Origin of the sequence: Chryseobacterium soldanellicola (genome assembly GCF_900100115.1) — a bacterium.
Taxonomy (GTDB): domain Bacteria; phylum Bacteroidota; class Bacteroidia; order Flavobacteriales; family Weeksellaceae; genus Chryseobacterium; species Chryseobacterium soldanellicola.
Map to the genome: position 1 here is coordinate 444,248 of NZ_FNKL01000004.1, position 14,230 is coordinate 458,477.

Consider the following 14,230-nt stretch of genomic DNA (forward strand, 5'->3'; position numbering starts at 1 on the left):
ACTTTGTCTCATCAAAAACAAATAAAAAAATGGATACAAGAACAAAAATCGCATTAGTTACAGGCGGAAGCCGTGGATTGGGAAGAAATTCTGCTATAAAAATTGCTGAAAAAGGCCTTGACGTAATTATTACGTATAAAAGCAATAAAGAAGAAGCCGATAAAGTGGTTGAGGAAATTCAGGCGTTGGGAAGAAAGGCTATTGCTTATCAATTAGACACAAAAGATATTAAAAGCTTTGATGCTTTCGTGAAAAATGTAGGCGATCATCTGGAAGAAAATACAGGAAGCCGAAATATCGATTATCTTGTGAATAATGCAGGTACAGCTTTATATTCGCCAATTTCAGAAGTTACGGAAGAGCAGCTGGATGATGTTGTTGACATTCATTTCAAAGGGGTATTTTTCTTAACGCAAAAATTTATACCATTTATGAATGACGGCGGCGGAATCGTTAATATTTCTTCAGGACTGGCAAGATTTGCTTTACCGGGATCATCGGTTTATGGTTCAATAAAAGCAGGTGTTGAAATGTTGACAAAGTACATGGCGAAAGAATTGGGCTCAAGAAAAATCAAAGCCAACGTTGTTGCGCCGGGTGCCATAGAAACAGATTTCGGAGGCGGAAGAACAAGGGATGATAAACATATGAATGAAATGGTAGCGAGTATAACTGCTTTAGGAAGAGCAGGTTTACCGGATGATATCGGTGGAGTTGTGGCGTTTTTATGTACCGAAGATGCCCGATGGATTAACGGACAAAGAATTGAAGCTTCCGGCGGAATGTTTTTATAACACGATGTTGAAAAACTCAGCATGATTTCGCGCAAGTTTTAAAATTTTTAGAGAACAAAATTTATTTTTAGCTGACAGATCCAGTCTTGACTTTTTGTTTCTTTTGTGTTAAGACAAAAGAAAAGATAATAAAAAAGCAGTAGAACTTCTACTGCTTTTATTTTATAATTTCGACAAATTCTCAATCGCTCTTTCCAGTGTTTCCTGTTTTTTCGCAAAACACAGTCGGATCACATTTTCATTTAATTTATTTTTATAAAAAGATGAAAACGGAACGCTGGCAACTTTATGATTGACAGTCAATTCACTGGCGAACTCAAAATCATTTTTATCGGAAATTTTATCATACTTCAAAGCCTGGAAATATGTTCCTTCACAATCTAACAGTTCAAAAGAAGTATTGGCTAGTCCTTTTCGTAAAAAGTCTCTTTTTTCCTGAAAAAATTGGCTTAAACTGTTGTAATGATCATCATTTTTCATGTATTCACCCAACGCCAGCTGAATCGGAGTGTTTACTGAAAAAACATTGAACTGATGAATTTTTCTGAATTCGTCGGTCAACATTTTCGGAGCTGCACAATATCCCACTTTCCAGCCTGTAACGTGGAAAAGTTTCCCAAAAGAGGCAACGAGAAGACTTCTGTCTTTCAATTCAGGATATTTGCAGATACTTATATGCTGTTTTCCGTCAAAAATAATATTTTCATAGACTTCATCACTTAAAATAAGAATGGAAGTTTTTTCTACAATTTTAATTAATTCCTGAATATCATTCTCTTTTAAAATCTTTCCTGAAGGGTTGTTGGGATTGTTTAGAATAATCATTTTAGTTTGAGCTGAAACTAAATTTTTCACCGCATTCCAATCGATTTCATAATCTGGAGCTTTCATTTCAAAACGCTTTACAATTCCTCCGAAAAGCTCTACTGTAGGCTCATAGCAGTCATAAGCAGGTTCAAAAATAATCACTTCATCATCTTTTTTAACGAAAGTCGCAATGGCTGTAAAAATCGCCTGGGTTCCGCCTGCGGTAATCGTTATTTCAGAATCAGGATTGTAAATTGCCTGGTGAGAATTTTCAATTTTTCTTGCAATTTCTTCCTTTAAACCTATCATTCCGCCCATTGGAGCATATTGATTGAAGCCTTTTTTGATAAAATGATCGACAAGATCCATTAATTCGGAATCGGGCATAAAATCCGGAAATCCCTGTGATAAATTGATGGCTTCATTTTCGTTCGCCAATTGCGTCATCTGGCTGAAAATGGTGGTTCCTACATTAGAAAGTTTAGATAATGGAAGTTGTATCATTAAAGTGAAAATTTTACTTATATCGAATTTAGGTTATTTTTATAATGAAAAAAAATAATTCCATAAAAAAGACTATCCTTAACGGATAGCCTTTACTAATTTTAATTCTACGTTGATTATTTTGAAATCAGCAATTTCTGAGAAGAAGTTTTACCGTCTGATTTTATTTCAACAATATAGGCGCCCTGTACAAGGCCTTCAGTATTAAGCTTAATGCTTTGGCGGCCTGTTTCTACTGTTTCGGTTTGATTGATCACCACTTTTCCGGAAACATCGATCACTCTGATGGCAACTGAACCTTTTTTAGAAAGATTGGTCTGTACATCGACATAGCTTTTTGCGGGATTCGGAACCAAAAGATATTCTTTAACACTGTTTGAGCTTAATTCGCCTCTTGCAGCTTCAGAAATAGCTTTCAAAGGAGACGTCAAATTGCTTGTGTTTTTACCCTGTCCACTTTCGGCCGGCTTAGGAATACAGATGACAAGGCAGGTTGTACATTTTGGTTTTCCGTTTTCAAATTGAGTTACACACACTTTGTAAGTTCCAGGGTTTGTGTACACATGAGAGGTCAAAACGTCTGATGTTGCACCATCTCCCCATTCAACTTTATATAAGCTTGGCGAGTTTGTGCTTTCCAAAAATACCTGTCCGATTGTAAATCCGCCGGAAGTGCTTGTCGTTGTCTGAAGCTTGAAGTTTGAATTACAGTCATTACAGTTATTGCATGGTTTTACACAGATATTATCAAAATAAACCACTTCCTGTTGTGTAGAAGTCATATCCGGGCTTACTGACAATGTAGTGGAATTCATCATAATCTGGTCAAAAATCACAGGATTTGGGCTAGCCATCGTCCATGCGCCTTCAGAATTGCTGGGTAGGGGGCCGCCGTTTGCAAATTCGATAGGAGCTTTCACACGCACCCAGCCACTACCCGGAGTTACCGTGATATTGGCGACAAATGTTGTGCTGTTTGTACCGTCAGAAAGGGTAATATTCGGGTGATAAGGCATGCCGTAGCCGCTGTCATTTTCAAGGTAAAAATCAAAATAAAGACATTGTCCTTTGAATTTTTCACCTAGATTTCTATAATCTTTGTTGTTTTCGTACCATGAACCTCCGGATTGGTCTTTTAAAATGAGAAATTGCGACCCGTCAAATGTGTTGGCAGTTCCGAATCCTGCGCTTACATTGTCATTTGGGGGCGGAGCCGGAGCCCAGTTTCCTGCCGGGTTAACGGGATCGTTAAAATCTGAACATGGTGCCTGCTGTGCATTGAATAGTAAGCTGCCCATAAATAAGGACATTGCTAAAAAATACATTCTTACCATAATGTTGAAGTTGATTTTATACATCAAAAATCAATAAAAACTTTAATTAATACTCAGTTAGTTTGGTTTTGGCTTTCGCCGGTTGATTATTAGTTTTTCCAAAATGTTTGGAAATGGTTTATTTTATCCACTCAAAAATCTTTGTGGCTGTATTGTTTTTTTCAAAGCCATCTACGGGAAAATAAGTCAGCGTATCTTTTTTTAAGATTTGTTTTGCCATTCCGATGAGACTTTTTTTACGTTCAGACATGATTTCTATATTGCTTTTTTTAAGTTCTATTACGATGTATTCCGAACAGTAATAGGCTTTATTATTTTCATCAAAACTGTAATCAAAAAGAATATTTTCTTTTTCTGATTGTTCTAAAGTTTTTTTTATTGTATTAAATTTTTCAGTATCAATATTCTTAAGCTGCCATAGAGAAAGATAATTTAGGTCTTCAGGTTTAATAAATTCATCAATGCTTTCAGTATAAAGATTATTGTTTTTTTGATTTTTATCTACATATACGTGATAGATTTTCAGTGTATTATTTTCCATAAAACCAATTCCCAAATGAGAAGCATATTTATTCTTTATATTGTAATCTTTAGCCAGGTTTCCCAGCTTTCCGGTGGTTCCTCTTTGTATTAAATAAATGGTTTGCTCTTTAAAATCTAGGTTTTTAATTCTCGTATTTAAAGAAGAGCTTTTTCGGAAAGAGAAAATTACTATTATGAGGAAAAACCCCATAATAGTAATAAGATATCTGAATTGTTTGCGATTCATGATTTTTATTTGGCACCGACAATTGCACCGACAATAATTCCGCCGACAACGCCCACACCGGCACCGACAAGTGCGCCAACAGGTCCAAATGCCAATCCTCCGACAATACCTCCGCCTGCCATTCCGATCATCCCGCCTGTGATCCAGGCTGGTTGTTTATTCGTAGCAATCGGGCTTATCGCGTAATTGCCTTGTTCAACGTTAAATTTAAAATCATTTAAATTCTTGATCATTGCTTTTTCGGTGGCTGGTAAATTGGCAAACTGTTGATTGATTTCAATATGAGAGATAGACCCACTGTTATTGATTGTTATTGCTAATGATTTTGCCGCGTCTGAAATATTTACCTGCTGGATTGCCTGCTCAAAAGGCATTTGCATCATACTCATTATTTTGTCGATAATAGCATTCATTTGATCCAGCGTTAATCTTTCACTAGGATCGATTTGTGCTTTGTCATAAAAAATAGTAAGATCAGTCTGCGTTAAAACATAAGATGATCCTGCCTGAGAAACTCTTTGCTGCATAAATGCAAATGCAGCATTGATCGGCTGCGGATTAACGAAATAATTTCCGCTGACAAAAGTTGGCGAAGTTTTTAAAACACTTAAAGTAGAGGATGTACTATTATCCTGCTGTGCATTTAAAGTATCTTCACTGCAAGAATAAAATAATGATTGTGAGGTTATTAACCCAATAACGGTTAAGAATGTTTTTGTTTTCATGGGAATTGATATTTTATGTTGGTATTATAAAAGTATCCCGATATTTAACATCACGTTATTGTGAATTAGCAAGTGTGAAGATTTTATTAATAAGTGTTCATTCATATCTCTTAAATGTGATTTAGGTGATTTTATTTAATTTTTGAAATAAAAAAACCTCACAAAATCTGTGAGGCCCTAAATAATATTTTAAAAAAATGTCTTGAGTTTTAATTTACGTTTGGCTTTACGGGTTTTAAAATATCCCACATCTGGCAAACGCTCACGCAGGTTTGGGCTAATAGAAATTCGCCCGCATAATCGGTGCCACAATAGCAGGAATAGCCGCCACTTACTGATTTCATTTCGTTTCTGGATAATTTTTTTAGATTTTTCATAATAATTTTAAATTAATTGTTGTTCATTACTTTGAATAATCAAAAATATAATCAATACAACTTTGCTCCTATAACAGATAAGTAAGTGTGGAGAATTAGCTAATAAGTGTAATCATGCTTTTAGAATATTTTTAATCTAAATGTTCAATTTTATATAAAAAATCAGTCTTTTTCCTTACAGAAACGTCTAAAATAGAATTGTCTGTCATAATTACCTGTCCGCCTTTTCCTTTAATATATTCTTTTAAATGACTAAGATTGATCAGATGTTTATGATGAATTCTGAAGAAATTATATTCTGAAAGATGTTCTTCAAATTCATGTAACGTCTTGGACACCATTATCTTGGTTTTATCAGCCAGATGAAAGGTTGTATAGCTGGAATCTGCTTCACAACGGACGATATCGGTAATATTTGTCAGTTTAAAACCCTGTAAAGTCGGTAAGCTGATTTTATTGTTATTTGTCGAATTTGTAGAATGATTTTTACTTCTTTTAATATTTTCCAACGCTTTATTTACGGCGGTAATAAAATCAATTTTTTTGATCGGTTTTAAAAGATAATCGGTCGCTCCATTTTTAATGGCCTGAATTGCAAAGTGCTCAAAAGCAGTAATAAAGATGATTTGAGAGTCAATTTCCCTCAACCTTGACAAAAGATCGAAAGCGGTTCCGTCTTTTAGCTGTATGTCTAAAAATAAGATATCCGGCGTATTTTTTGTCAGATAAATATAAGCTTCTTCGACGCTTGAAGCCTGAAATGCATTCTGAATTTGGGGAAATTCATTTTTCAATAGCAGCGAAATGTAATCTCTGCCGTCCTGTTCGTCATCAATGATGCAAACCTGTGCTTTTGTTCTCATAAGGCGTAATGTAAATTTTAATTTGAGTTCCTGGTTGGTTTAGTTTTTCTGAAAGGTTATTTATTTCTAGAATAATTTTAGTTTCGAAGAGTTGTTTAAATGTTTCTATTCTTTTTTGTGAAAGTTTTACTCCAAAAGAGTTTGTTTTTAGAATAGATTCAGGTTTGTTGTCTATTCCGACACCATTATCTTCAATGGTTATGCAAAGTGTTGATTCATTGTAAGTAAAAGAAATGTCGATCTGTCCTTTTCGGTCTTTTAAACCCGCAACACCATGTTTTATAGCGTTTTCCACAAAAGGTTGTATTAATAATGAAGGGATCTTCCAAAGAGGGTTTACGTCATCCGAAACAGTAATTTTATAATCAAAAACATCTTTTAACCGTAATTTTTCCATATTTAAGTATAAAGAAAGATATTCTACTTCTTCACGTATCGGCATAAAAGTCTTCTCAGAATAATACAGCGTTTTTCTGATCATCTGAGAAAAAATATCAAGATAATTTTCGGTTTCCGGATAGTCTTTTTTATACAATAAAAACTGGATGGAATTAAGACAATTATAAATAAAATGCGGATTGATCTGCGCCTTAATAGCCTGCAATTCAAGTTCTGCAATTTTTTTCTCGTAATACAGAGTTTCTAATTTTTTATTGCGTTTTTTCTGGAAATAAACGGTAATAATCAGCCATATCAAAAAGATTCCCAGAAGTGCTGCAAATGCTCTGAATATCCAGGTCTGCCAGAATTTAGGCTTGATTTCAAAAGCTGCCTCCGTTGCTGTAAAAGACTGTTTTCCATTGTAACCGATTCCATAAACTTTAAAAATATATTTCCCGTGCGGAATAGAATTGAAAATGATTTTGGAAGAAGAGCTCAACTGCCAGTCATCATCCAGCCCTTCGATTTTATATTTGTAATTTATTTTTCCTTGTGAGGTGTAATCGGGAAAGCTTAGATTAAAAATAACTTCATTGTTAGGATTTTGTGCTACAAGTCTTGCTTTCAGGTTAAAATATTCTTTATTACCAATTATAATTGAATTAATAGTGACTTTTTTATTAATAAATTTCTGTTGATTGAGTAGTTTGCTGATAGAAAGAATTCCTAAACCCTTTGAGGTTCCTACGAAAATACGGTCTTTTTTAATCACACATCCGGCCACCACATTAGAAGGAAGACCATCGGATTGTGTAAAATTATTAATAAGAAAATTTTTCTCTTTAATTTCAATTCTGCTTAAACCTGAATTGGTGCTTGCCCAGAAAATATTTTCATTCTGAACATCTATTTTCTTAATCTGGCTTGTGGATAAACCATCATTCTCAGTGATTTTTTTTAAAATTTTTTCTTTATTGAAAATTATAATTCCGTTAAGATTTGTGGCACCAACGAATAGGTTTTCCTTTAATTTTTTTAGGTCAGTAAAATAATAACCTTCTAGAAATAATTTTCTCTTTTTTGTTATAGTATTAAACTTATAGAGATCTTTAAAAGTTCCGACAAACAGGCTGTCTTTATGATAGGAAAGAGCCGTATAAACTCTTTCCCGGGGTAGGATTTCTTTAAATGTATTCTTTACAAAATTATAGACGGTTAAATTTTCTGATGTACAGAATAATACAGAATTGTCAGAATAAGGAATAATATTCTTTAAATTGAATGCTTTTATGGAATTAATTTGTTTGGTGATTGTATTATAGCGGAAAATCCCTCTGCTTAAGCCAAAAATTATGATATTCCCTTTAGCAAATATCGCTTTATGCTCAATTTTCCTGTTTTTCTCAAGGATGATATCCGTAATGTTTTTAGAATGAAAAATACCTCCTTTCGCTTCATTATATCCTAAGATAATGTTGTTGTTAAGACTTGAAATTGCGGTAATATAAGATGAATTATTCTTAATGGGTAATTGTATATAATTCCTGAAAAACTTATCTGTAATAAAATAAATTCCGTTGTTTCTGGTAGAAAACCAAATATTATTATCTTTATCTGCAAGAATGTCATTAATAATAAAATTATCTAAAAGCTTAACCGGGGACGAAAAATTTACGTTTTCAGATAAAGGCTGGTCAAAATACAGCACGCCTCCGTTTTCGAGGCAGACCCACAATCTGTTATTTTTGTCAAAAATAAGCTGATGAATTCCTTCACGAATAGATAAAGATTGAATTTTCCTAAAATCTGAATTGTTTTCTATCTTATAAATATCAATTTTTCCATTGTTTCTGCAGGCAAAAAAATGATCTTTTTTATACACATACGTACCCTCTTTAATTTGAATATTACAGGATGTTTTCTTTTTGGTGAGAATATTGTAAACCTCCAGATTTCCATTTTTATCAGCGCTATAAAGTGTGTTTTTTTCGGGATCAAATGCAATGATATAATGGTCTTCTTTACTTAGTAATAATGGGATATTGTGGACATTACCGTTCTTATAAATGTAAATATTTTTGGGATTAAAACGGGTGTATAAAAAGACAGAATCTTTTTTTGCAATGGCAACCGGATTTTGCCCGAACTGGATTATTTCTTTAAGCTTTTTATTAATATCGGAATTAATGATCTTTCCATTTTTCAGGTAGGCAAAATCACTTAAAAACGGGACGATAAAAATTTCTCCGTTGGATAGAGGATTACAGGAAAGAACGTCAAGATTCTTAAGTCCGTCTTTTTTGGTATATTGCTTAAACTCTTTTCCGTCGAATCTGAAGAATCCGTTATCGCTTCCGATCCAGATAAAGCCGTTGTTATCCTGGCTCAACTGGTAAGTGTACGAGCTGTTGAGTCCGTTTTCTTCACTATAATTCACCAATCCTGGGATTTGTGTTAAAAACCTGGAAATAGGAAATAAAATAAATGAAAATATAAAAAATAGAGTTAGTTTTTTCACATAATATTGAATAACAATGTAAATATAAAGTTTCGTTGATAATAATACAATACATAGTGATAAATATTGAGAAAAAATGAAAAGGAAAAATTCGGATATTTTTGTTCAAATTCGTATTTTTGTATGTTTTCTGAAATAGTATATGTCACAAGAAATAAATCCGGTATATTCCGAAGATAATATCAGAACCCTCGATTGGCAGGAGCACATCCGTTTACGCCCCGGTATGTACATCGGGAAGTTGGGGGATGGATCGTCTGCTGACGATGGTATTTATATTTTGCTTAAAGAGATTCTAGACAACTCGATTGATGAGTTTAGAATGAAATCCGGCAAAAGAATTGAGATAAAAGTAGACGACGGTAAAGTTACCATTCGTGACTTTGGCCGTGGGATTCCGTTGGGAAAAGTGGTTGACGCTGTTTCCAAAATGAATACCGGAGGAAAATACGACAGTAAAGCCTTTAAAAAATCTGTAGGGTTAAACGGGGTCGGTACAAAAGCCGTAAATGCTTTGGCGGAGTATTTCCGTGTAAGGTCTTTCCGTGAAGGAAGGATGAAAATTGCCGAGTTTTCACGCGGTATTATTACCGAAGATCATGTGGAAAAAGAAACTTCGGAGAGAAACGGAACCGAGATTTCCTTTGTTCCCGATGGAGAAATTTTTCTTAATTTTAAATACCGCAAAGAATATATAGAAAGGATGCTGCGTAATTACGCCTATCTGAATCCTGGGTTGAAAATTCTTTTTAACGGGGAAACATTTTATTCTGAAAACGGGCTTAAAGACCTATTAGAAGAAGAAATGGAAAGCGAAATTCTGTATCCGATCGTTCATTTGAAAGATCTTGATATCGAATTGGCGATCACTCATTCAGATAAATCCCAGACAGAAACTTATTTTTCTTTCGTAAATGGACAAAATACGACACAGGGAGGAACACATTTAAATGCTTTCCGTGAAGCTTATGTGAAAACCATCCGTGAGTTTTTTAATAAAAATTTTGATGCTGCAGATATAAGAAAATCGATCATCGCAGCGATTTCCATTAACGTAGAAGAGCCGGTTTTTGAATCTCAAACGAAAACAAAATTAGGCTCAAACGATATGGGACCCAACGGGCCGACGGTAAGAACTTTTATCATTGATTTCTTAAAAAGTAAATTAGATAATTTTTTGCACCAGAATCCTGAGATTGCAGATGCTGTTCAACGAAAAATTTTAATTTCGGAAAGAGAAAGAAAAGAACTTTCAGGAATCCAGAAATTAGCCAGAGAAAGAGCCAAAAAAGTATCTTTACACAATAAAAAGCTTCGTGACTGCAGACAGCATTATAATGATCAGAAGGCTGAAAGAAAAGGAGATACGCAGATTTTTATTACTGAAGGAGATTCGGCATCCGGTTCAATCACCAAATCAAGAGATGTAGAAACGCAGGCCGTATTTTCATTAAAAGGTAAACCTCTAAACTGTTATGGCTTAACAAAGAAAGTGGTGTATGAAAATGAAGAATTCAATTTATTACAGGCAGCGTTAAATATTGAAGAAAGTTTAGAAGATCTAAGATATAATCAGGTAATTATTGCGACTGATGCCGATGTCGACGGGATGCACATTCGTCTGTTGATGATTACGTTTTTCCTTCAATTTTTCCCGGATCTGATCAAAAACGGCCACCTTTATATTCTTCAGACCCCTTTATTTAGGGTAAGGAATAAAAAAGAAACGAGATACTGTTATTCTGAAGCAGAAAGGGTGAAAGCACTGAATGAGTTGGGAAAGAATCCTGAAATTACAAGATTTAAAGGGTTAGGAGAGATTTCGCCTGATGAGTTTAAACATTTTATCGGCAAAGATATTCGTCTTGAGCCGGTTGTGGTAGGTAAAGATCTGACGATTGAGCAGCTTTTAGAGTTTTACATGGGAAAAAATACACCGGACAGACAAGTTTTTATTCTTGAAAACCTGGTAGTTGAAGATACGGATATTGATAAAAAAGAAATATTGAGTGAAGCAGAAGAATAAATTTTAAATAAAAAAACAACACAAACACAAACACAAACACAAAAAAAATTATGAGACTAAGTAACCGCAACAAGGCATCTGTTTATAATTTTATAAATACTTTGTTGATAATGTTCGTAATAGGGGGCATTGCATGCTTTTTTTTAGAAGAATACAGGTTTAATGTACTGGGCAGGGAAAGCTATTTATTTATAATAATTCCCATTTTGTTATTGACTCTTTTTTATCTTAACGGAAGACAGATTTTCGAGTATGATAGTGACGGAGAGGCACTTAACTTTAAAAACAGAAACATTATCCCTTTTTTAGACAGACCGCTGCATGATGAGTTCCCTAAATACAAATTGATAAAATATGAAGTTGTACATATACTTTTTGTCAAAAGATTATACGTTACTATTTCGAGCAAAAATACGGGTTCTACCATGTTGAAGTATGAAGTTTCGTATTTAACAAAAAAAGAAATAACAGATTTAAGATTCTCTTTAAATAAAGTCGTGAAAACTAATAACGATAAAAAAGAACAAAGATTAAAAAATGACTGAAGAACACTCGCATGAAGGTGAGAGCTTGAAAAAAGTTTCCGGGCTGTACAAAGACTGGTTTTTGGACTACGCTTCTTATGTAATTTTAGACAGGGCAATTCCTTCCGTTTATGATGGTTTTAAGCCCGTTCAGCGAAGAATTATGCATTCCATGCGAGAGCTGGAGGATGGCCGTTACAACAAAGTAGCCAACATCGTGGGGAATACCATGAAATACCACCCTCATGGGGATGCTTCCATTACCGATGCGATGGTCGGGATCGGGCAGAGAGAGCTTTTAATTGACACCCAGGGAAACTGGGGAAATATTTATACAGGTGATTCTGCAGCGGCCGCAAGATATATCGAAGCACGATTAACACCGTTTGCGCTGGAAGTTGTTTTTAACCCGAAAACCACGGAATGGGCAAAATCCTATGACGGCAGAAATAATGAACCCATTGATTTACCCGTAAAATTTCCGTTGCTTTTGGCACAAGGCGTTGAAGGAATCGGGGTTGGTCTTTCCACAAAAATTCTTCCCCATAATTTTAATGAATTAATTAATGCTTCTGTTGCCTATTTAAAAGGAAAAAAGTTTGAGCTGTTTCCTGATTTTCTGACGGCAGGATTTCTGGATGTTTCAGAATACAATGATGGTCACAGAGGCGGAAAAGTAAGGGCCAGAGCCAGAATTACACAAACTGACAAGCATACTTTGGTCGTTTCTGAGCTTCCTTTTTCTAAAAATACCGGTGATCTTATCGACTCGATTTTAAAAGCCAATGAAAAAGGGAAGATTAAGATTAAAAAAATTGAAGATAATACCTCGGATAAGGTAGAAATCCTGATCCATCTTCCTAACGATTCTTCACCTGATAAAACAATCGATGCGCTGTATGCTTTCACCGATTGCCAGGTTACGATCTCACCAAATGCCTGTGTAATTGTAGGTGATAAACCCATGTTCCTGAATATTTCCGAGATTTTAAGAATGAATACGGATCACACTGTTTCTTTGCTTAAAAAAGAGCTGGAAATTGAGCTCCACGAGCTGCAGGAAAGCTGGCATTTCTCTTCATTAGAAAGGATTTTCATTGAAAACAGAATTTATCACGATATTGAAGAAGTGGAAACTTGGGAAGACGTTTTAATAACGATCGATGAAGGACTAAAACCACATACCAAACATCTTTTAAGAGCTGTAACACAGGAAGATATATTGAAACTAACTGAAATCAGAATTAAAAGAATTTCAAGATTTGATTTAGATAAATTTAAAGAAAATATCGCCGCCCTTGAAGGAAAAATTGAGCAGGTAAAACATCATTTAGAACATCTGATTCCGTATGCAATTGATTATTATTTAAATATTCAGAAAAAATACGGGAAAGACAGACAGAGAAAAACAGAGCTTAGGATTTTTGATACTATTGATGCGACTAAAGTTGCCGTTGCCAACGAAAAATTCTATGCTAATTTTGAAGAAGGCTTTATAGGAACTTCTTTGAAAAAAGATCAGTATTTATTTGATTGCTCGGATATTGACGACATTATTACTTTCAGAAAAGACGGAAGCATGAAAGTGGTAAAAGTGGAAGCCAAAACCTTTATCGGTAAAGATATTCTCCACGTTGCGATCTGGAAGAAAAATGATAAAAGAACCGTTTACAACATGATTTACCGTGAAGGGCGGGACGGGCCTTATTATATGAAACGTTTCTCCGTAACAGGCGTTACAAGAAATACGGATTATCCTTTGGCCTCGGATAAAAAAGGATCTGAAATGCTTTATTTCTCAGCAAATCCGAATGGTGAAGCAGAAACAGTGACCGTTCTTTTAAAGCCCAATCCACGGATCAGAAAAAATAAAATGGATGTCGATTTTTCGGAATTAGCTATAAAAGGACGTGATTCCAAAGGAAATTTAGTGACAAAATATGCCATTAAAAAAGTTGACCTTAAAGAAGAAGGCGTTTCTACACTGGCACCGAGGAAAATCTGGTTTGATGATACGGTAAGAAGACTGAATGCAGATGGAAGAGGAAGGCTTCTCGGAAATTTTAAAGGAGATGATAAAATATTGACAATCAATACAAATGGTGAAGCAAAATTGGTGAGTTTTGATCTCGGAAACCGTTTTGATGATCAATATTTAGTCCTAGAAAAATGGAAGCCGGAGCAGCCCGTAACGTGTATTTATTTTGATGGTGAAAAAGATATTTATTTCATTAAAAGATTCTTATTTGAGAATAATATTAATGTTCAGACCTTCATGCCTTCAGAACATCCCAAATCATTTATTGAGAACGTTATTGTAGCCAATGGTGCAACAGCGGAAATCATTTTTGCGAAAGATAAAGGCAAAGAGCGTGAGCCGGAAACTGTAAATATCGATGAATTTATTACTGTAAAAGGAATCAAAGCCATTGGAAATCAGTTTACTAAGTTTAAAGTGAAAACCATTAATGTCAATGTTCCGGAACCGGAAGAAGAAGAACCTGAAATATACGAAAACCCCGATCCGACGGAAGGCGCGGACGACGACGGCGGGACGATCGGCGATTTGTTTCAAAATGACGAAAATGAAAATACAGAAAATTAAAAC

11 protein-coding genes are annotated in these 14,230 nt (G+C 34.7%); 4 read left to right on the forward strand and 7 right to left on the reverse strand.

Features of this window, described 5'->3' with window-relative positions:
- Positions 1-29: 29 nt before the first annotated feature.
- Positions 30-794: an SDR family NAD(P)-dependent oxidoreductase gene (locus tag BLT04_RS16095; RefSeq protein ID WP_089756819.1), complete on the forward strand. Its 765-nt coding sequence runs from the start codon at positions 30-32 to the stop codon at positions 792-794.
- 162 nt (positions 795-956) lie between these two features.
- Here BLT04_RS16095 and BLT04_RS16100 read toward each other — a convergent pair whose 3' ends face one another.
- The 7 genes from BLT04_RS16100 to BLT04_RS16125 all read right to left on the reverse strand — a co-directional run bounded on the left by BLT04_RS16100 (position 957) and on the right by BLT04_RS16125 (position 8,991).
- Positions 957-2,105 carry a methionine aminotransferase gene (locus BLT04_RS16100; RefSeq protein ID WP_089756820.1) on the reverse strand — a complete coding sequence of 383 codons (1,149 nt, stop codon included), beginning with the start codon at positions 2,103-2,105 and terminating at the stop codon, positions 957-959.
- 116 nt (positions 2,106-2,221) lie between these two features.
- Positions 2,222-3,463, reverse strand: coding sequence for a T9SS type A sorting domain-containing protein (locus BLT04_RS16105; RefSeq protein WP_089756821.1), 1,242 nt, complete (start codon positions 3,461-3,463; stop codon positions 2,222-2,224).
- Between the two features lie 94 nt (positions 3,464-3,557).
- Complete coding sequence (locus BLT04_RS16110; protein WP_089756822.1) at positions 3,558-4,208, reverse strand: hypothetical protein; 651 nt, start codon at positions 4,206-4,208, stop codon at positions 3,558-3,560.
- 5 nt (positions 4,209-4,213) lie between these two features.
- The gene (locus tag BLT04_RS16115) at positions 4,214-4,933 is read right to left on the reverse strand and encodes a hypothetical protein (protein WP_089756823.1); all 720 of its coding nucleotides are present in this window, start codon (positions 4,931-4,933) and stop codon (positions 4,214-4,216) included.
- Between the two features lie 209 nt (positions 4,934-5,142).
- Positions 5,143-5,310, reverse strand: coding sequence for a bacteriocin-like protein (locus tag BLT04_RS18975; RefSeq protein ID WP_170828494.1), 168 nt, complete (start codon positions 5,308-5,310; stop codon positions 5,143-5,145).
- Positions 5,311-5,441: 131 nt separating this feature from the next.
- Positions 5,442-6,173, reverse strand: coding sequence for a LytR/AlgR family response regulator transcription factor (locus tag BLT04_RS16120; protein ID WP_089756824.1), 732 nt, complete (start codon positions 6,171-6,173; stop codon positions 5,442-5,444).
- Positions 6,142-8,991, reverse strand: a complete 2,850-nt coding sequence (locus BLT04_RS16125) for a sensor histidine kinase (RefSeq protein ID WP_170828495.1) — start codon at positions 8,989-8,991, stop codon at positions 6,142-6,144. Before BLT04_RS16125 ends, BLT04_RS16120 begins: the two co-directional genes overlap by 32 nt.
- A gap of 223 nt (positions 8,992-9,214) precedes the next feature.
- Here BLT04_RS16125 and BLT04_RS16130 point away from each other — a divergent pair, with 223 nt between their 5' ends.
- From BLT04_RS16130 to BLT04_RS16140, 3 genes are all read left to right on the forward strand, one after another.
- Entirely contained in the window at positions 9,215-11,098 is a 1,884-nt protein-coding gene (locus tag BLT04_RS16130) for a DNA topoisomerase IV subunit B (protein WP_089756826.1), read from the forward strand.
- 206 nt (positions 11,099-11,304) lie between these two features.
- Positions 11,305-11,643, forward strand: a complete 339-nt coding sequence (locus BLT04_RS16135; RefSeq protein WP_228421988.1) for a hypothetical protein — start codon at positions 11,305-11,307, stop codon at positions 11,641-11,643.
- Positions 11,636-14,227 (forward strand): DNA gyrase/topoisomerase IV subunit A, encoded by a 2,592-nt coding sequence (locus BLT04_RS16140; protein WP_089756828.1) that lies wholly within the window; start codon positions 11,636-11,638, stop codon positions 14,225-14,227. The genes BLT04_RS16135 and BLT04_RS16140 overlap by 8 nt, the downstream gene beginning before the upstream one ends.
- Positions 14,228-14,230 lie beyond the last annotated feature (3 nt).

Excerpts from the sequence above, each read along its gene's own strand:
- BLT04_RS16120 (WP_089756824.1), bottom strand. The coding sequence starts at position 6,173 with ATGAGAACAAAAGCACAGGTTTGCATCATTGATGACGAACAGGACGGC.
- BLT04_RS16110 (WP_089756822.1), bottom strand. The coding sequence starts at position 4,208 with ATGAATCGCAAACAATTCAGATATCTTATTACTATTATGGGGTTTTTC.
- BLT04_RS16095 (WP_089756819.1), top strand. The coding sequence starts at position 30 with ATGGATACAAGAACAAAAATCGCATTAGTTACAGGCGGAAGCCGTGGA.
- BLT04_RS16100 (WP_089756820.1), bottom strand. The coding sequence starts at position 2,105 with ATGATACAACTTCCATTATCTAAACTTTCTAATGTAGGAACCACCATT.
- BLT04_RS16140 (WP_089756828.1), top strand. The coding sequence starts at position 11,636 with ATGACTGAAGAACACTCGCATGAAGGTGAGAGCTTGAAAAAAGTTTCC.
- BLT04_RS16105 (WP_089756821.1), bottom strand. The coding sequence starts at position 3,463 with ATGTATAAAATCAACTTCAACATTATGGTAAGAATGTATTTTTTAGCA.
- BLT04_RS16115 (WP_089756823.1), bottom strand. The coding sequence starts at position 4,933 with ATGAAAACAAAAACATTCTTAACCGTTATTGGGTTAATAACCTCACAA.
- BLT04_RS16130 (WP_089756826.1), top strand. The coding sequence starts at position 9,215 with ATGTCACAAGAAATAAATCCGGTATATTCCGAAGATAATATCAGAACC.
- BLT04_RS18975 (WP_170828494.1), bottom strand. The coding sequence starts at position 5,310 with ATGAAAAATCTAAAAAAATTATCCAGAAACGAAATGAAATCAGTAAGT.